The organism is Klebsiella sp. X13 (assembly GCF_003323835.1).
In the GTDB taxonomy this organism is placed as follows: domain Bacteria; phylum Pseudomonadota; class Gammaproteobacteria; order Enterobacterales; family Enterobacteriaceae; genus Klebsiella; species Klebsiella ornithinolytica.
In genome coordinates, this window is the sequence record NZ_CP030874.1 from 1,440,075 (window position 1) to 1,456,079 (window position 16,005).

The window sequence follows — 16,005 nt, forward strand, 5'->3', positions numbered from 1 at the left end:
TTTAGTTCATCTTTATGTAGTGAAAGCGGTAGACACACTTGCACTCGACGTAATCGGCAAATACTCTTAGTGAGTAAATGTTTGCCGTGGTGGCAAGGTGTTAGAACAACAGAGAATATAATGATGCAGGATTTGCGTCTGATATTAATCATTGTTGGCGCGATCGCCATACTCGCTTTACTGGTACACGGTTTCTGGACCAGCCGTAAAGAACGTTCCTCGATGTTTCGCGATCGCCCACTGAAACGTATGAAGTCTCGCGATGACGAAGAGTCTGAGAACGATGACTTTGATGACGATGTTGAAGGCGTAGGTGAAGTTCGCGTTCACCGGGTTAACCACGCCCCAAATGGCGTGCATGGGGAGCAAGAAGCACCTCGTCAGGCGCCGCCGCAACACCAATACCAGCCTCCTTACGAGCGTCAGGTGCAGCAGCCTGTGCGTCCGGAAGAGCCGGTACGGCAGCAGCCCGTTCAGCATCAGGCACCGCAGCCTCATGTACCGTCGCCTCAGGTGCAACAGCCACCGCAACCTGTCGCGCCACAGCAGCCTGTGCCGCCGCAATATCAGCCTCAGCAGTCGCCTCAGCAGCCGGTAGTTCAGAGTGCGCCGCAACAGCCTGCTCAGGTACAGCAGCCAGCGCCGCAGCCTGTCGCCGCACAGCCTCAGCCGGCAGCTGAACCGCAGGTCTCCGAGCCTCAGCAGCCAGCGCCAGCGCCGCAGCCAAAAGAACGCAAAGAAACGGTTATCGTCATGAACGTTTCTGCGCACCAGGGCACGCAGATTAACGGCGAAGTGCTGATTAACAGCATCCAGCAGGCGGGCTTTAAATTTGGTGATATGAATATTTTTCATCGCCATCTCAGTCCGGACGGCAGCGGTCAGGTTCTGTTCAGCCTGGCAAATATGGTTAAACCGGGTACCTTCAATCCTGATGGTATGGCCGACATGACTACGCCTGGCGTAACGATCTTTATGCAGGTGCCGTCGTTTGGTGATGAGCTACAAAACTTTAAACTGATGCTGCAATCTGCACAGTATATTGCCGATGAAGTCGGTGGTGTGGTGCTGGACGATCAGCGTCGGATGATGACCCCGCAAAAACTGCGCGAATATCAGGACCGTATTCGTGAAGTTAAAGAGGCTAACGCCTGATTTATTCCCCGGCGTTTCGTCTACCAATCCAGAACCCCCGCCTGCCGGGGGTTTTTTATCATTGATGGTGTGATATGGAACCGATCGAACAAAAACTAACTGAACTGCGAACCACGCTTCGCCATCATGAATATCTGTACCATGTTATGGATACCCCGGAGATTCCCGATGCGGAATATGACCGGTTAATGCGCGAACTGCGCGAGCTCGAAGCTCAGCATCCGGATCTGATTACCCCTGATTCTCCAACCCAACGCGTGGGCGCGGCGCCGCTGGCGTCATTCAGCCAGGTCCGCCATGAGGTTCCGATGCTGTCGCTGGATAACGTCTTTGATGAAGAGAGCTTCCTTGCCTTCAATAAGCGCGTTCAGGATCGACTCAAGAGCAGTGATGACCTGATCTATTGCTGTGAGCTAAAGCTGGACGGGCTGGCGGTCAGCATTTTGTATGAAAACGGCGTCCTGGTTCAGGCGGCAACCCGTGGCGATGGCACCACCGGCGAAGATATCACCGCCAACGTCAGGACAATTCGCGCCATCCCGTTGAGACTGCGTGGCGACAATATTCCACAACGGCTGGAAGTTCGCGGCGAGGTCTTCTTACCGCAGGCCGGCTTCGAAAAAATTAATGAAGAGGCCCGCCGTACCGGAGGGAAAGTGTTTGCTAACCCACGAAACGCGGCGGCAGGCTCTCTGCGTCAGCTCGATCCGCGAATTACGGCGAAGCGACCGCTTACTTTCTTTTGTTACGGCGTGGGCGCGCTGACTGGCGGTGAGCTGCCGGAGAGCCATTCCGGCCGTCTGCAGCAGTTTAAGGCATGGGGGCTGCCGGTTAGCGACCGGGTGACGCTCTGCCATACCCCAGAGGAAGTGCTTACTTACTACCGTAAAGTTGAAGAAGACCGTCCGAATTTAGGTTTTGATATTGATGGTGTGGTCATCAAAGTCGATTCCCTGGCGCTTCAGGAACAGCTTGGATTTGTGGCCCGTGCGCCGCGCTGGGCGGTGGCGTTTAAGTTCCCGGCGCAGGAGCAAATGACTTTTGTGCGCGACGTCGAGTTTCAGGTAGGGCGTACCGGAGCCATCACGCCAGTGGCTCGCCTGGAGCCGGTGCATGTGGCCGGTGTTCTGGTGAGCAATGCTACTTTGCACAACGCCGATGAAATAGAGCGCCTGGGGCTGCGAATTGGCGATAAAGTGGTGATTCGCCGCGCGGGGGACGTGATTCCTCAGGTCGTCAACGTCGTACTCTCCGATCGCCCGGAGGAGACGCGAGAGATCGTCTTCCCGACCCATTGTCCGGTGTGTAATTCTGATGTTGAACGGGTCGAAGGCGAGGCGGTAACGCGCTGTACCGGCGGGTTAATTTGCGGTGCGCAGCGTAAGGAAGCGCTAAAACATTTTGTCTCCCGCCGCGCGTTAGATGTGGAGGGCATGGGGGATAAAATTATCGACCAGCTGGTTGAGAAAGAGTACGTCCACACTCCGGCAGATCTCTTCCGCTTAACCGCCGGGAAACTCACCGGTCTGGATCGAATGGGGCCTAAATCAGCACAAAACGTGGTTAATGCCCTGGAAAAATCAAAAGCAACCACCTTTGCTCGTTTCCTCTACGCATTAGGTATTCGCGAGGTCGGTGAAGCAACGGCAGCGGGGCTGGCGGCCTATTTCGCCACGATTGAAGCGCTGGAGCAGGCTACTATTGAGGAGCTGCAAAAAGTGCCGGATGTGGGAATTGTCGTGGCCACGCACGTCTTTCACTTCTTTGCTGAAGAGAACAACCGCGATGTGATCGCGCAGCTCCGCGCGGAAGGGGTCAACTGGCCTGCGCCGGTGGTGGTCAATGCCGAGGAGATTGATAGCCCGTTTGCCGGTAAAACGGTTGTCCTGACCGGCAGTCTCAGCCAGCTTTCTCGCGATGATGCGAAGGCGCGGCTGATGGCGCTGGGGGCAAAAGTCGCCGGCAGCGTCTCGAAGAAAACGGATCTGGTGATTGCCGGCGAAGCGGCGGGCTCTAAACTTGCTAAAGCGCAGGAGCTGGGCATCGCCGTCATTGATGAAGCAGAAATGCTGCGGCTGCTGGGAGAATAAGGTGGATAAGGATCAGCTCATTGAGATTGCTAATACGGACATGCCGTTTGGTAAATACAAAGGCCGTCGCCTGATTGATGTGCCGGAAGAGTATTTGCTGTGGTTTGCCCGTAAAGACCAGTTTCCTGCCGGCCATCTTGGCGAGCTGATGGCATTAACTTTGTTGATTAAAACAGAAGGGCTGACCCAGCTGGTTCAGCCCTTGAAGAAGCCTCGTTAAGCCTCAGAGGCGCGGGTTTTCTCCTGCGCCAGCCGTGCTTCAGCCTGTCGTTTATAGCGTCGTGCCAGAACGGCGCACACCATCAGCTGAATCTGATGGAAGATCATTAGCGGCAGCACCATGATCCCCAGAATCGACGTCGGGAAGAGGATGTTGGCCATCGGTATCCCGTTTGCCAGGCTCTTTTTCGAACCACAGAAAACAATCGTGATTTCATCGGCCTTATTAAAGCCGCATTTGCGTGCGACGAAGATATTAATGGCAATCACGATAGCCAGCAGAACCAGGCTGACGACCACGATGAAGAGTAACGAGCCGACGCCGACTTTATGCCAGATGCCGTTCACTACTGCCTCGCTAAATGCGGAATAGACCACCAGCAGAATCGAAGTCTGGTCGGTTTTTGAGATCCACTTTTTATGCCGGGCAACCCAGTCGCCAATCCATGGGCGAGAGAGATGGCCAAGAACGAACGGCAGCAGAAGTTGCAGCATAATCTTACCGACCTGTTCCAGATTGCCGCCGGCGCCGTGCAGGTTCATCAGCAGACCGACCAATAGCGGCGAAATAAATATCCCCAGCAGACTTGAAGCCGATGCCGAGCAGACGGCCGCCGCGACGTTACCCCCTGCCAGCGAGGTAAAGGCAATGGCTGACTGAACGGTCGCAGGCAGAATGCAGAGATAGATAAATCCGGTATACAGCGCAGGGTCGACATTAATCGGCGCCCACCAGGCAAACAGCACGCCTAAAACAGGGAATACCACAAACGTGCTGCACATAACCCACAGGTGTAAACGCCAGTGGCTGCCGCCGGCGACGATGGCCTCGCGGGAGAGTTTCGCCCCGTGCATAAAAAACAGCAGCGCAATGGCGGCGGTGGTTAAATTTTCAAAGAAGGGAACAAAACCGCCGCGGGCCGGAAAAAAAGAGGCCAGCAGCACAACGGTGATAAGAGTCAGAGTAAAGGGATCAAGAATGCGGAAAAGTTTCATAAACGCTCCTGAAAATCGATATCGCTATTGTGCTTTTTCTATTTTGAGAAATAAAATTAATTTATTGCATCCATTCATGAATAAAAAATATGAATTATTCGCTCCGTCAGTTGAAGGTCTTCGTCACCGTCGCCAGAGCAAAAAGCTTCAGCCGGGCAGGGGAGATCATTGGTCTTAGTCAGTCTGCGGTCAGCCATAGCGTAAAAGAGCTGGAACACCAGACCGGCGTTCGTTTACTCGATCGTACGACCCGGGAGGTGGTGCTGACGGAGGCGGGACAGCAGCTGGCCGGTCGACTTGAGCGGCTGCTGGATGAACTGAACAGCACGCTGCGTGATGCCGGACGGGTCGGACAGCAGTTAACCGGAACCGTACGGGTGGCCGCCAGCCAGACGATTTCAGCGCATCTGATCCCACAATGCATTGCGCATAGTAACCAACGTTATCCGGAGATCGACTTTGTGCTGCACGATCGTCCGCAGCAGTGGGTGCTGGAAAGTATCCGCCAGGGGGAGGTGGATTTCGGTATTGTTATCGATCCCGGTGCGGCGACCGATCTGCAATGTGAGACGGTGCTGGCGGAACCTTTTTTGCTTTTATGTCGGGAGGATCATCCTTTTGCCGAAAGAGTATCGGTGAACTGGCAGGAGCTTCACGGCCAGCGGCTGGTATTGCAGGATTACGCCTCCGGCAGTCGGCCGCTGATTGATGCCGCGCTGGCGCGCTTTGGCATTGATGCCAATATTGTGCAGGAGATTGGGCATCCGGCTACGCTGTTTCCGATGGTGGAGTCAGGTATTGGTATCAGCATTCTACCGGCGCTGGCGCTACCGCTGCCTCAGGGCAACCATTTGCGGGTCAAGCGACTCACTCCGGTTGTTGAGCGTCAGCTGATGCTGGCGCAGCGTAAAAATCGTTCACTCTCTACCGCCGCGCAGGCGTTATGGGAAGTCGTGCGTGAAGAGGGAAATACGCTGACCGCGGGCAGAACTGACGATCCGCTGTATCAGCGGTGAAGCGTGCTTCAGTGGCGGCGAGCGTGGCATACAGAAACTAAAGTGAGGGATAGGGCTGGTGGCCCGGGCAGGATAACGCGCTTTGCTCGCCCTTCGGGCCGTCGCCGCGAGCGACTCCGTTGTCTCGCTTTGCTCGACTCGAACCTGCACGGTTGAGCATGGTGCTCAGAAACGAAAAAAGCGCCTGAAGGCGCTTTTTTCTGAATATGGTGGGTCGTGCAGGATATCACTCGTCCCATCCTGAGACTCGCCCTACGGGTCGCCGCATGCGGCGATGCAAAATCGTTCCCGACGATTTTGTCGAACCTGCGGCAGGTTCTCATCCTGCACGGTCGGGCATGATGCTCAGAAACGAAAAAAGCGCCTGAAGGCGCTTTTTTCTAAATATGGTGGGTCGTGCAGGATTCGAACCTGCGACCAATTGATTAAAAGTCAACTGCTCTACCAACTGAGCTAACGACCCGAAGTGGTGGGTGATGACGGGATCGAACCGCCGACCCCCTCCTTGTAAGGGAGGTGCTCTCCCAGCTGAGCTAATCACCCACTTCGGTACTTCACATTTTAACAAGAAATCCAGCTGGCGAGAAAGTGGTGGGTGATGACGGGATCGAACCGCCGACCCCCTCCTTGTAAGGGAGGTGCTCTCCCAGCTGAGCTAATCACCCACTTCTCAATTTCTTGCTACACGGCGGAGACTACATAAGTAGTGGTGGGTGATGACGGGTTCGAACCGCCGACCCCCTCCTTGTAAGGGAGGTGCTCTCCCAGCTGAGCTAATCACCCCCGCTGTGTGGAGTCGCATTATAGGGAGAGTTGAAAATGAGTCAACGCCTTTTCTAAATAATTTGTTTGTTCGTCGTAAAATTAGCCAAAACGATCGCAAAAGCATCCGCGGAGCATGATTTATAAACAAAAATAGCAAAGCGTGACGTTCAGACCTGAACAACATTGAGGAATCAGCCCACGGTGTTAGAATATTCACCCATAAATACCCACGGACTCTGCCGGTTGTCGGCATCTTTATTAAACGTAAGGCCATTTCATGAAAATCAAAACTCGCTTCGCGCCCAGCCCGACAGGCTATCTGCACGTTGGCGGCGCGCGTACTGCTCTCTATTCCTGGCTTTTTGCTCGTCATAACGACGGTGAGTTTGTACTGCGTATTGAAGACACCGATCTTGAACGCTCAACGCCGGAAGCAATTGAAGCCATCATGGATGGGATGAACTGGCTGAATCTGGAATGGGATGAAGGTCCGTACTTCCAGACCAAACGTTTTGACCGCTATAACGCCGTCATTGATGAAATGCTGGAAGCGGGTACCGCTTATAAATGCTATTGCTCCAAAGAACGTCTGGACGCGCTGCGTGAAGAGCAGATGGCAAACGGTGAAAAGCCGCGTTATGACGGACGCTGCCGCCACGGCCATGAACATCATGCCGATAACGAACCTTGCGTCGTACGTTTTGCTAACCCGCAGGACGGATCCGTTATTTTTGACGACCAGATCCGTGGGCCAATCGAATTCAGCAACCAGGAACTTGACGATCTGATCATCCGTCGTACCGATGGTTCTCCGACCTACAACTTCTGCGTGGTTGTGGATGACTGGGATATGGAGATCACCCACGTGATCCGCGGTGAAGATCATATCAACAACACCCCGCGTCAGATCAATATCCTGAAAGCGCTGAACGCCCCGGTCCCGGTATATGCCCACGTTTCCATGATTAATGGTGATGACGGTAAGAAACTCTCCAAACGTCACGGTGCCGTGAGCGTCATGCAGTATCGCGATGATGGCTACCTGCCGGAAGCGCTACTGAACTACCTGGTGCGTCTGGGCTGGTCCAGCGGCGATCAGGAGATCTTCAGCCGTGAAGAGATGATCAAGCTGTTCTCCCTTGGAGCGGTAAGCAAATCGGCCAGCGCATTCAACACGGATAAACTGCTGTGGCTGAACCATCACTATATTAATTCGATGGCGCCGGAATACGTAGCGACTTATCTGCAGTGGCATATTGAGCAGGAAAATATCGATACCCGTAACGGTCCGCAGCTGGCTGAACTGGTTACTCTGCTGGGTGAACGTTGCAAAACTCTGAAAGAGATGGCGGCAAGCTGCCGTTATTTCTACGAGGAGTTTGACGAGTTTGATGCGGACGCGGCGAAGAAACACCTGCGTCCGGTTGCTCGTCAGCCGCTGGAAGTCGTGCGTGACAAACTGGCCGCGATCACTGACTGGACAGCAGAAAATGTTCACCATGCTATTCAGGCGACGGCGGATGAGCTGGAAGTCGGGATGGGTAAAGTCGGGATGCCGCTGCGCGTTGCAGTGACCGGGGCAGGCCAGTCACCGGCTCTTGATGTGACTGTACATGCGATCGGTAAATCCCGCAGCGTAGAGCGTATCAATAAAGCGCTGACCTTTATTGCAGAACGCGAAAGCCAGCAATCCTGATTCAGAATTGCTCCTCGAAGCGTAACGAAGCGGCAGGGTATATCCTGCCGTTTTTTTTACCTATTTCTGACTGGCAATACCGAGACGTGACAAGAACCCACTGATTCCTTCACGGGCGAGAAGGTCCCGCAGGCGCTGCTGCTCTTCAGTCGTCATCAGATGCAGCGTTTCGGCAATCTGTCGCCAGATAGCGCCAGCATCGTTAACAAAATAGTGGCTGGACGGTTCTGCCAGCTGATGCTCGGTCAGCAGATGACGGAGTGCCGGAATATTGGCCAGAAAATCGAGGACCGGCTTATCAATAATGATCAGGCGAGCGCGGCCACCCTTTACGCCGGGAATAGTCTCGGTGCGCCATTTTTGTTCTCTGACCCAGCGGTTAATCGTTTGTCTGGCCAGCCCAAGGCAATCTGCCAGCTCTGCTGGCGTCATTTTATCTTTTAGTTTCATCATTATATTACTGGTCACGAATATCCAGTCGCTGGAGCAACCCGCGAATACCTTCGCGCAACAGTAGCGACATCAGCTGTTTTTGTTCCCCGGGAGTCATCTCTTTACTGAGCGTCAGCAGCAAGGGTTCAAGGTCGTTTTCTGCCGAAGAATAAGAAGGGGAGGGTTCCGCCACGCGCTGTGCGCTGCGAATAAATTCTTTGACCTGCTCATTAACGTGTACGAGACGCGCCTTACCGCCCTGCACGCCGGGACGAGGTGATGTTTGCCATCCCTCCTTACGTACCCATTTATTGATCGTCTGCCGGCTGAACCCGGTAAGATGCGCAATTTCTTCAGGTGTCATTCGTTCCTTGAGCATACTATTTCCTGAGTAAAAATGTGGGAATTAGTTGCTCATGTTATAGCATCCTTTTACGCGAAAGAGTGACATGTTTAACGTCTACCTGCGATAAGGCTCGCAATGTCAGCGAGTTGCCTGCTTTTTCAGCGATCAAATTGCGAGGCTTCATTTTGCCGTTGACACCTGACGAAGGAATTCATATTATGCCGCCCGTCAACACGACACGTTTTACGGTTCGGGGCTATAGCTCAGCTGGGAGAGCGCTTGCATGGCATGCAAGAGGTCAGCGGTTCGATCCCGCTTAGCTCCACCAAACTCTGTTCCCATCAGGTTTGGTTCGTAAAACACTTTGTGGGGCTATAGCTCAGCTGGGAGAGCGCTTGCATGGCATGCAAGAGGTCAGCGGTTCGATCCCGCTTAGCTCCACCAAATTCAGAACCCTCGCTACGGCGGGGGTTTTTTTTTGCCATCGCGAATGTAAAGCACTTTCTGGTTAAGTCAGTAAACTTACAGCCATTAGAATTCTATGTAATTTAAGATTCATCCTCAGGTTATTTTCTTGCCTGAATTTATTATCCCCTTTAGTATTTTATTTAATATAAAACAGCATTGCCCAGCGCCGGAGTTTTTATTAACAATAATGATTGATAACTTTAACATTAATATTAGAAAAACGTTACTTGCGTTGGTAGTTTGTTTAATTTCGATCCCAATAGCCAGATTTATTTCACCTCTGACTATTGTCGACGGAAATCAGGTTTTTCTCGCCTGGCTGCCATTAAGTATGATGTACGCTGTTATCTTTATTTTTGGCCGCTACGCAATCGCCCCATTAATTATTTCTTTTGCTATTACTAATCATATCATCCTTCCCCTGACGGTCTTACAGTCGGTGCTGCTGCTATTTTGCCAGCTATTCTCAGTGCTGGTGTCCTGCGCGATTGTCAGAATGCTGATTGGCAGAACCTGGCGCAGTGGGCTGACGGCAAAACATATGGGGACGCGGATTTTCTGGGGCGGTTTTTTTGCACCGATGTTAATGAAACTGACGATGTATCTGGTTGGTGTGTTTTTCTCATTTCCGCTGGCTATCTCTAGTTATTTCAAAGGGATGCCGGCTGTATATACCATTATTGATATACAAAGCCTGATCAGCGCTGCATTAATATTTACTACCTTCTTTTATTACCCAATGCGGATGATTATCAGTCCACGTTACGCTAAATTATTCTGGCGGCGTCATTGCCAGCCGTGGTTTACCCGTGAGCGTCGGGCATTTACTCTGTACTGGTTTATGGCGCTGGCGACTATATTACTGGTGCTTTGCGCCCCCTATGAAGCTGACTATATTGCAGGCTATTTAGTCCCACTTATTTTCATTCTCTATTTTATCGGCATTAGCCGCCTGGGCCATGTATTAATTCGTATTTCCTGGTCCGTTTCGGCGTTTTTACTCGTTGCCTATAATCGAAATTTTCTGCAAGGTGTCCAGACTGAATACTCTCTTTCATTTGTGCTTTCCGTGCTGATCTCATTTACCATCTGTTTGTTTTATATGGTAGATATTTACGGTCAGAACGAACGGATTAAACTCAGATGGCGGGATCAGGCCCAGGAAGATCCATTAACCGGGCTCCCGAATCTGCGTGCGCTGGAATGCTATCTACGCCAGGATGCTGATTTCGTCATCAGCAGCTTACGGATCGCTAACCTGGATTTTCTCAGTCGTCATTACGGCATGATGATGCGGGTGCATTGCAAACAGCAAATTGCCAGCAAGCTACGGCCGCTGCTGGGGGAAAGGGATGAACTCTTCCAGCTGCCGGGGAGCGAGTTATTACTGGTTTTAGGCGGGCCAGAGCCTTCCGCGCGGCTGGGCCATATGGTGGCGATGCTGAATCACAAGAAGTTCAGCTGGCATAATCAAACGCTGGAGCTGGAATTTGGCGCGGCGTGGGCAAGACATCGCGGTATCGAAGAAGACCTGCATCCCATGCTGGGCCAACTGAGCTGGCTGTCAGAACAGGCGGGGAACGGTCGGCAGGTGCTGGCGCTGGACGCCGCGCAAGAGCAGGTTTCTGACCAAACCAGCGAGCAGGTTCGGATGTTAACCCAGGTGAAGCGGGCGCTGAATGAACGCGATATTGAGCTGTATGCTCAGCCCATCCAGAATTCGGCGGGCGAGGGGTATCATGAAATCCTGACGCGGATGCGATGCGGCCAATTGATGATGACGCCGGACCAGTTTATTCCGCTGATTGTTCAGTTCAACCTGAGCCAGCGTTTTGACATGCTGGTGCTGGAGATGCTTTTCAGCACGCTGTATCAATATCCGGGACAACATTTTTCCGTTAATTTGCTGCCTTACACGTTGATGCAAAATGATAGCGCCGCGCAGATTATCGCCTTGTTTAAACGTTATCAGCTGTCACCGGAGGCCATTACCATCGAGATTACCGAAGAGCAGGCGTTCAGCGATGCGGGAGGGAGTATGCATAACATTCAGCTGCTGCGCGATTTTGGCTGCGCTATCGCCATTGATGATTTTGGTACGGGCTATGCCAACTACGAACGCCTGAAGCGCCTGCAGGCGGATATCGTAAAGATTGACGGCTGCTTTGTTCGCGATCTCGAGAGCGACCCGCTGGATGCGATTATGATTAAATCCATTATTGAAGTGGCGAAAGTTAAAAATATGACGGTGGTGGCGGAGTACGTCGAGACGGAAGAGCAAAAAGAGAAACTGCTGGCATTAGGCGTCGACTATTTGCAGGGATATTTAATCGGCAGGCCGCGGCCGCTCAGTGAGCTGCAGACGTAAAAAAGCCGGGGCAAGCCCCGGCTTTTTTATTATCTTGTCAGCTTACAGAACCAGCGCGGCAATAGACGCCGAGAGCACGCTCACCAGAGTCGAGCCGTAAACCAGCTTCAGACCAAAGCGGGAAACCACGTTACCCTGTTCTTCGTTCAGACCTTTAATCGCCCCGGCAATAATCCCGATAGAGGAGAAGTTGGCGAAGGAGACCAGGAAGATAGAGATAATGCCTTCAGCGCGCGGAGAGAGCGTGCTGGCAATTTTCTGCAGATCCATCATCGCCACAAACTCGTTCGAAACCAGTTTGGTGGCCATAATACTGCCCACCTGCAGCGCTTCCCCTGCCGGTACGCCCATCACCCAGGCAACCGGATAGAAGATGTAGCCAAGGATCCCCTGGAAGGAGATGCTGTAGCCAAACCAGCCGGTAACGGTAGCGAACAGGGCGTTCAGCGCGGAGATCAAGGCGATGAAACCGATCAACATGGCTGCAACGATAATGGCAACTTTAAAGCCTGCCAGAATGTATTCACCCAGCATTTCAAAGAAGCTCTGACCTTCATGCAGGTTGGACATCTGCAGGTTTTCTTCGCTTTCTTCGACGCGATACGGGTTAATCAGCGACAGGACAATAAAGGTACTGAACATGTTGAGCACCAGCGCAGCTACGACATATTTAGGCTGCAGCATCGTCATGTAGGCGCCGACGATAGACATGGAGACGGTCGACATCGCGGTCGCAGCCATGGTGTACATCCGGTTGCGCGACATTTTGCCCAGAATATCTTTATAGGCGATAAAGTTTTCTGACTGGCCCAGAATCAGGGAACTGACGGCGTTGAATGATTCCAGTTTGCCCATGCCGTTAATCTTGGACAGCACGGTACCAATGGCGCGAATGACGATAGGCAGGATACGAATATGCTGCAAAATCCCGATCAGCGCAGAGATAAAGACGATAGGGCAGAGAACTTTCAGGAAGAAGAAAGCCAGGCCTTTGTCATTCATATTGCCGAAAACAAAGTTTGTCCCTTCGTTTGCAAAGCCGAGAAGTTTTTCGAACATCTCGGAGAAGCCTTTCACAAAACCCAGACCGATATCAGAGTTCAGGAAGAACCATGCCAGCAAAACTTCAATGACAAGTAATTGAATAACATAACGAATACGAATTTGTTTACGGTTATGGCTGACCAGAAGGGCCAGTATAGCCACCACTACGATCGCGAGGATAAAATGCAAGACGCGGTCCATATTTGCTCCAAATATGAGGCAGGTTAAATTTCTGTGCACATTCTATGTAACAAGACCAAAGAAAACGAGATCAAATCCACACTATTGCAATGAACTGTGACTAATCACCAAATTAGTGATCAAACATACATTTTTGTTATGTAGCGTAAAGGTTTTAAAAGTTGCTTAGATTGTACTAATCTGTGATCTGGCGAGATGCAAATTCATCAATGCCACTTTTTTCGTTGTTAGCCGCTATCGTTCCCCCCTATCAAAGCAATAATGATCATCTTCCTAAATGAACTTGATAATCATTCGCATTTTGATAACATAAAACATAGCAAAGGCTATATTTCAGAGGCAGAAAATGACTAGCAGTCGCGTTGAGAATAGCAGCGGTCGCGCAGCGCGCAAGATGAAGCTCGCCTTGATGGGGCCTGCGTTCATTGCTGCCATTGGATATATCGATCCCGGCAACTTCGCCACCAATATTCAGGCGGGCGCCAGCTTCGGCTATCAGCTGCTGTGGGTAGTGGTATGGGCAAATCTGATGGCGATGCTGATTCAGGTGCTATCGGCAAAACTCGGGATTGCTACGGGTAAGAACCTGGCGGAACAGATTCGCGATCACTATCCGCGTCCGGTGGTGTGGTTTTACTGGGTGCAGGCGGAAATTATCGCCATGGCGACCGACCTCGCCGAATTTATTGGGGCAGCCATTGGCTTTAAGCTGATTCTTGGCGTGTCGTTACTGCAGGGCGCAATATTAACCGGGATTGCCACCTTCTTAATCCTGATGCTGCAGCGTCGCGGACAAAAGCCGCTGGAAAAAGCGATCGGTGGTTTACTGCTGTTTGTTGCTGCTGCCTACATTGTGGAACTGATTTTCTCGCAACCGGCGCTGGCGCCGCTGGCGAAAGGGATGATCGTCCCGAGTTTGCCGAACGGTGAAGCCGTGTTCCTTGCCGCCGGTGTGCTCGGCGCGACGATCATGCCACACGTCATCTATTTACACTCGTCGTTAACGCAGAATCTGCACGACGGTACGCGAAAAGAGCGTTATCACGCCACCCGCTGGGACGTTGCGATTGCGATGACCATTGCCGGGTTTGTCAACCTGGCGATGATGGCCACCGCCGCCGCCGCATTTCACTTTAACGGCCACACGGGGATTGCCGACCTGGATCAGGCCTATTTGACGCTGGAACCGCTGTTGAGCCACGCGGCCGCCACCATTTTTGGCCTCAGTCTGGTGGCCGCCGGGTTGTCATCGACGGTGGTGGGAACACTGGCAGGACAGGTCGTCATGCAGGGCTTTATTCGTTTCCATATTCCGCTGTGGTTTCGTCGTGCGGTAACGATGCTGCCTTCGTTTATTGTCATTATGATGGGACTGGACCCGACGAGAATTCTGGTGATGAGTCAGGTGCTGCTGAGCTTTGGCATCGCCCTGGCGCTGGTCCCGCTGCTGATTTTCACCAGTAATTCGCAGCTGATGGGCGATTTGGTCAATACCCTGTGGGTGAAACGGACAGGGTGGGTGATTGTCGGCGTTGTGGTGTTGCTTAATGGTTGGCTACTGGTCGGTACGATTTTCGGGCTGTAATCATGTCGATAGCCATGAAAAAGGGGAGCCATCTGGCTCCCCTTTTTGATTAATGATGGCCATGACCGTGGCCGCGACCGCCGCCTGGCCCACGTCCCCAGCCGCCGCGTCGGTCATCGCGGTCGTTCCAGCCTTCGCGATAGCCACGTTCGTAGGCTTTACGTTTATCCCAGCCGCGATGCCAGCCGTTATCGTGATGACGCCAGCGGTTATCGCGCCATTCATAGTGACGACGCCAGTAATCACGGTCGCGCCAGCCGCCACCGTCCCAGTAGTTACCGTAATTATCACGATCGCCTATTTGTAATTTTACAGATGGCAGCAGGGTGATCTCTCCGGCATTTGCAACCAGTGGCGCTGTGGCCAAAAGCACCGCAGCCAGAATCAGTGACCTGAACATACTCTTCTCCTTCACGATCGGGGCCTGAGCGCCGGATGATATTGGCGCTCATTGGGCCTGTTAACGTGATAGTACGGGGCGGTAAAGCCCCGCAGCATTGGATGAACTCCTAAATCGCGGATAAGAGCACTTTTTGCTAAAATAAAATTGAGTTTACGCCGCAAGGATGGCGTCAATTGCCGCACACTCTTCGGTGCCGAAATGGCGATTCGCCAGCATCCCCACGGCATCATCAAGCTGTGTGGTTTTGCTGGCGCCAATCAGTACTGAAGTCACTTTCTCTTCCCGTAAAACCCAGGCCAGAGCCATCTGTGAGAGCTTTTGCCCGCGGGCCGCGGCCAGCGCGTTCAGTTGACGAACCTTCTCGAGCTTCGCCTCGGTTAACTGCTCCGCTTGCAGGAAGCGGCTGCCGCTGGCGGCGCGAGAGTCTGCCGGAATACCCTGTAAATAGCGGTCGGTGAGTTGACCACCAGCCAGCGGTGAAAACGCGATGCTTCCCACCCCTTCAGTCTGCAGAAAATCAAGCAGTCCGTCCTCAACCCAGCGTTCGAGCATGGAATATTTAGGCTGATGAATCAGACACGGTGTCCCGAGGTCATTGAGGATGCGTACCGCTTCGGCAGCCTGCTCAAGCGGATAGTTGGAAAGCCCGACATACAGGGCCTTGCCCTGGCGCACGAGATGGTCCAGCGCACGCATCGTTTCCTGTAACGGTGTTTCGGGATCCGGGCGGTGATGATAGAAGATATCAACGTACTCCAGCCCCATCCGCTTCAGGCTTTGATCGAGACTGGCGACCAGGTATTTACGCGATCCCCAGTCGCCATAGGGGCCGTCCCACATGGTGTAACCGGCTTTACTGGAGATAATCAGTTCATCGCGCCAGGGTAAAAAGTCCTCCCGCAGGATGCGGCCGAAATTGCTTTCCGCCGAGCCCGGAGGCGGCCCGTAATTGTTGGCTAAATCAAAATGGGTTATGCCAAGATCAAAGGCATGTCGCAGCAGCTGACGGCTGGTTTCCACCCGCGTTTCGTCGCCAAAATTGTGCCAGAGGCCGAGTGAAATGGCCGGTAGCTTTAATCCGCTCCGGCCACAACGACGATATTCCATCGTTTGATATCGTGCCGCATTTGCCTGGTAAACCATACTTCCTCCGCAGATAGAACAGGTTGTGTATACGTTTACACTAAAGAATGTTCAGCGCGGAGTACACACTTCAAAGGC

General features: G+C 52.7%; 13 protein-coding genes, 6 tRNA genes and 2 other RNA genes. 9 read left to right on the forward strand and 12 right to left on the reverse strand.

Features of this window, described 5'->3' with window-relative positions; all coding sequences use genetic code 11:
• The first annotated feature begins 120 nt into the window (after positions 1–120).
• The 3 genes from zipA to DSD31_RS07020 all read left to right on the forward strand — a co-directional run bounded on the left by zipA (position 121) and on the right by DSD31_RS07020 (position 3,465).
• On the forward strand, positions 121–1,155 hold the full coding sequence (gene zipA / locus DSD31_RS07010; RefSeq protein WP_015583739.1) for a cell division protein ZipA: 1,035 nt from the start codon (positions 121–123) through the stop codon (positions 1,153–1,155).
• A gap of 74 nt (positions 1,156–1,229) precedes the next feature.
• Complete coding sequence (ligA, locus tag DSD31_RS07015; protein ID WP_004865440.1) at positions 1,230–3,245, forward strand: NAD-dependent DNA ligase LigA; 2,016 nt, start codon at positions 1,230–1,232, stop codon at positions 3,243–3,245.
• A gap of 1 nt (position 3,246) precedes the next feature.
• Entirely contained in the window at positions 3,247–3,465 is a 219-nt protein-coding gene (locus tag DSD31_RS07020; protein ID WP_004865436.1) for a DUF3820 family protein, read from the forward strand.
• Here DSD31_RS07020 and DSD31_RS07025 read toward each other — a convergent pair.
• The gene (locus tag DSD31_RS07025; protein WP_004865433.1) at positions 3,462–4,460 is read right to left on the reverse strand and encodes a bile acid:sodium symporter family protein; all 999 of its coding nucleotides are present in this window, start codon (positions 4,458–4,460) and stop codon (positions 3,462–3,464) included. The genes DSD31_RS07020 and DSD31_RS07025 overlap by 4 nt on opposite strands.
• An 89-nt stretch (positions 4,461–4,549) precedes the next feature.
• Between DSD31_RS07025 and DSD31_RS07030 the strand changes: the two genes are divergently transcribed.
• Entirely contained in the window at positions 4,550–5,476 is a 927-nt protein-coding gene (locus tag DSD31_RS07030) for a LysR family transcriptional regulator (RefSeq protein ID WP_004865428.1), read from the forward strand.
• A 56-nt stretch (positions 5,477–5,532) separates the two neighbouring features.
• Here DSD31_RS07030 and DSD31_RS07035 read toward each other — a convergent pair.
• The 6 genes from DSD31_RS07035 to DSD31_RS07060 all read right to left on the reverse strand — a co-directional run bounded on the left by DSD31_RS07035 (position 5,533) and on the right by DSD31_RS07060 (position 6,259).
• Positions 5,533–5,657: non-coding RNA, RtT sRNA (locus DSD31_RS07035), on the reverse strand.
• Between the two features lie 26 nt (positions 5,658–5,683).
• A non-coding RNA gene (locus DSD31_RS07040) (RtT sRNA) lies at positions 5,684–5,820 on the reverse strand.
• Positions 5,821–5,863: 43 nt separating this feature from the next.
• Positions 5,864–5,939 (reverse strand) — tRNA-Lys (locus tag DSD31_RS07045).
• A gap of 4 nt (positions 5,940–5,943) precedes the next feature.
• A tRNA-Val gene (locus DSD31_RS07050) sits at positions 5,944–6,019 on the reverse strand.
• 46 nt (positions 6,020–6,065) lie between these two features.
• A tRNA-Val gene (locus tag DSD31_RS07055) sits at positions 6,066–6,141 on the reverse strand.
• 42 nt (positions 6,142–6,183) lie between these two features.
• Positions 6,184–6,259 (reverse strand) — tRNA-Val (locus tag DSD31_RS07060).
• 259 nt (positions 6,260–6,518) lie between these two features.
• On the opposite strand from DSD31_RS07060, the gene gltX reads away from it, so the two are divergent.
• Positions 6,519–7,937 (forward strand): glutamate--tRNA ligase, encoded by a 1,419-nt coding sequence (gene gltX, locus DSD31_RS07070; protein ID WP_004865422.1) that lies wholly within the window; start codon positions 6,519–6,521, stop codon positions 7,935–7,937.
• Between the two features lie 60 nt (positions 7,938–7,997).
• Here the strand turns inward: gltX and DSD31_RS07075 are convergent, their stop codons facing one another.
• Both DSD31_RS07075 and DSD31_RS07080 read right to left on the reverse strand, forming a co-directional pair.
• Positions 7,998–8,390, reverse strand: coding sequence for a YfeC-like transcriptional regulator (locus tag DSD31_RS07075; protein WP_015583740.1), 393 nt, complete (start codon positions 8,388–8,390; stop codon positions 7,998–8,000).
• 4 nt (positions 8,391–8,394) lie between these two features.
• The gene (locus DSD31_RS07080; protein ID WP_088911900.1) at positions 8,395–8,748 is read right to left on the reverse strand and encodes a YfeC-like transcriptional regulator; all 354 of its coding nucleotides are present in this window, start codon (positions 8,746–8,748) and stop codon (positions 8,395–8,397) included.
• Positions 8,749–8,967: 219 nt separating this feature from the next.
• Between DSD31_RS07080 and DSD31_RS07085 the strand changes: the two genes are divergently transcribed.
• From DSD31_RS07085 to DSD31_RS07095, 3 genes are all read left to right on the forward strand, one after another.
• Positions 8,968–9,043, forward strand: a tRNA-Ala gene (locus DSD31_RS07085).
• Positions 9,044–9,083: 40 nt separating this feature from the next.
• Positions 9,084–9,159 (forward strand) — tRNA-Ala (locus DSD31_RS07090).
• 211 nt (positions 9,160–9,370) lie between these two features.
• Positions 9,371–11,551: a sensor domain-containing phosphodiesterase gene (locus DSD31_RS07095; protein WP_015583741.1), complete on the forward strand. Its 2,181-nt coding sequence runs from the start codon at positions 9,371–9,373 to the stop codon at positions 11,549–11,551.
• A 42-nt stretch (positions 11,552–11,593) separates the two neighbouring features.
• Here the strand turns inward: DSD31_RS07095 and DSD31_RS07100 are convergent, their stop codons facing one another.
• A complete protein-coding gene (locus DSD31_RS07100) occupies positions 11,594–12,796 on the reverse strand; it encodes a NupC/NupG family nucleoside CNT transporter (protein ID WP_004865408.1) in 1,203 nt (400 codons plus the stop codon).
• A 346-nt stretch (positions 12,797–13,142) separates the two neighbouring features.
• Here DSD31_RS07100 and DSD31_RS07105 point away from each other — a divergent pair, with 346 nt between their 5' ends.
• Complete coding sequence (locus DSD31_RS07105; RefSeq protein WP_004865403.1) at positions 13,143–14,381, forward strand: Nramp family divalent metal transporter; 1,239 nt, start codon at positions 13,143–13,145, stop codon at positions 14,379–14,381.
• A 49-nt stretch (positions 14,382–14,430) separates the two neighbouring features.
• Here the strand turns inward: DSD31_RS07105 and DSD31_RS07110 are convergent, their stop codons facing one another.
• Positions 14,431–14,781, reverse strand: a complete 351-nt coding sequence (locus DSD31_RS07110) for a DUF2502 domain-containing protein (RefSeq protein WP_004865399.1) — start codon at positions 14,779–14,781, stop codon at positions 14,431–14,433.
• Positions 14,782–14,934: 153 nt separating this feature from the next.
• The gene (mgrA, locus tag DSD31_RS07115) at positions 14,935–15,927 is read right to left on the reverse strand and encodes an L-glyceraldehyde 3-phosphate reductase (RefSeq protein WP_004865396.1); all 993 of its coding nucleotides are present in this window, start codon (positions 15,925–15,927) and stop codon (positions 14,935–14,937) included.
• Positions 15,928–16,005: the final 78 nt, after the last annotated feature.

Excerpts from the sequence above, each read along its gene's own strand:
- DSD31_RS07025 (WP_004865433.1), bottom strand. The coding sequence starts at position 4,460 with ATGAAACTTTTCCGCATTCTTGATCCCTTTACTCTGACTCTTATCACC.
- DSD31_RS07110 (WP_004865399.1), bottom strand. The coding sequence starts at position 14,781 with ATGTTCAGGTCACTGATTCTGGCTGCGGTGCTTTTGGCCACAGCGCCA.
- ligA (WP_004865440.1), top strand. The coding sequence starts at position 1,230 with ATGGAACCGATCGAACAAAAACTAACTGAACTGCGAACCACGCTTCGC.
- DSD31_RS07080 (WP_088911900.1), bottom strand. The coding sequence starts at position 8,748 with ATGCTCAAGGAACGAATGACACCTGAAGAAATTGCGCATCTTACCGGG.
- DSD31_RS07030 (WP_004865428.1), top strand. The coding sequence starts at position 4,550 with ATGAATTATTCGCTCCGTCAGTTGAAGGTCTTCGTCACCGTCGCCAGA.
- DSD31_RS07075 (WP_015583740.1), bottom strand. The coding sequence starts at position 8,390 with ATGATGAAACTAAAAGATAAAATGACGCCAGCAGAGCTGGCAGATTGC.
- zipA (WP_015583739.1), top strand. The coding sequence starts at position 121 with ATGATGCAGGATTTGCGTCTGATATTAATCATTGTTGGCGCGATCGCC.
- mgrA (WP_004865396.1), bottom strand. The coding sequence starts at position 15,927 with ATGGTTTACCAGGCAAATGCGGCACGATATCAAACGATGGAATATCGT.
- DSD31_RS07105 (WP_004865403.1), top strand. The coding sequence starts at position 13,143 with ATGACTAGCAGTCGCGTTGAGAATAGCAGCGGTCGCGCAGCGCGCAAG.
- DSD31_RS07100 (WP_004865408.1), bottom strand. The coding sequence starts at position 12,796 with ATGGACCGCGTCTTGCATTTTATCCTCGCGATCGTAGTGGTGGCTATA.
- DSD31_RS07095 (WP_015583741.1), top strand. The coding sequence starts at position 9,371 with ATGATTGATAACTTTAACATTAATATTAGAAAAACGTTACTTGCGTTG.
- gltX (WP_004865422.1), top strand. The coding sequence starts at position 6,519 with ATGAAAATCAAAACTCGCTTCGCGCCCAGCCCGACAGGCTATCTGCAC.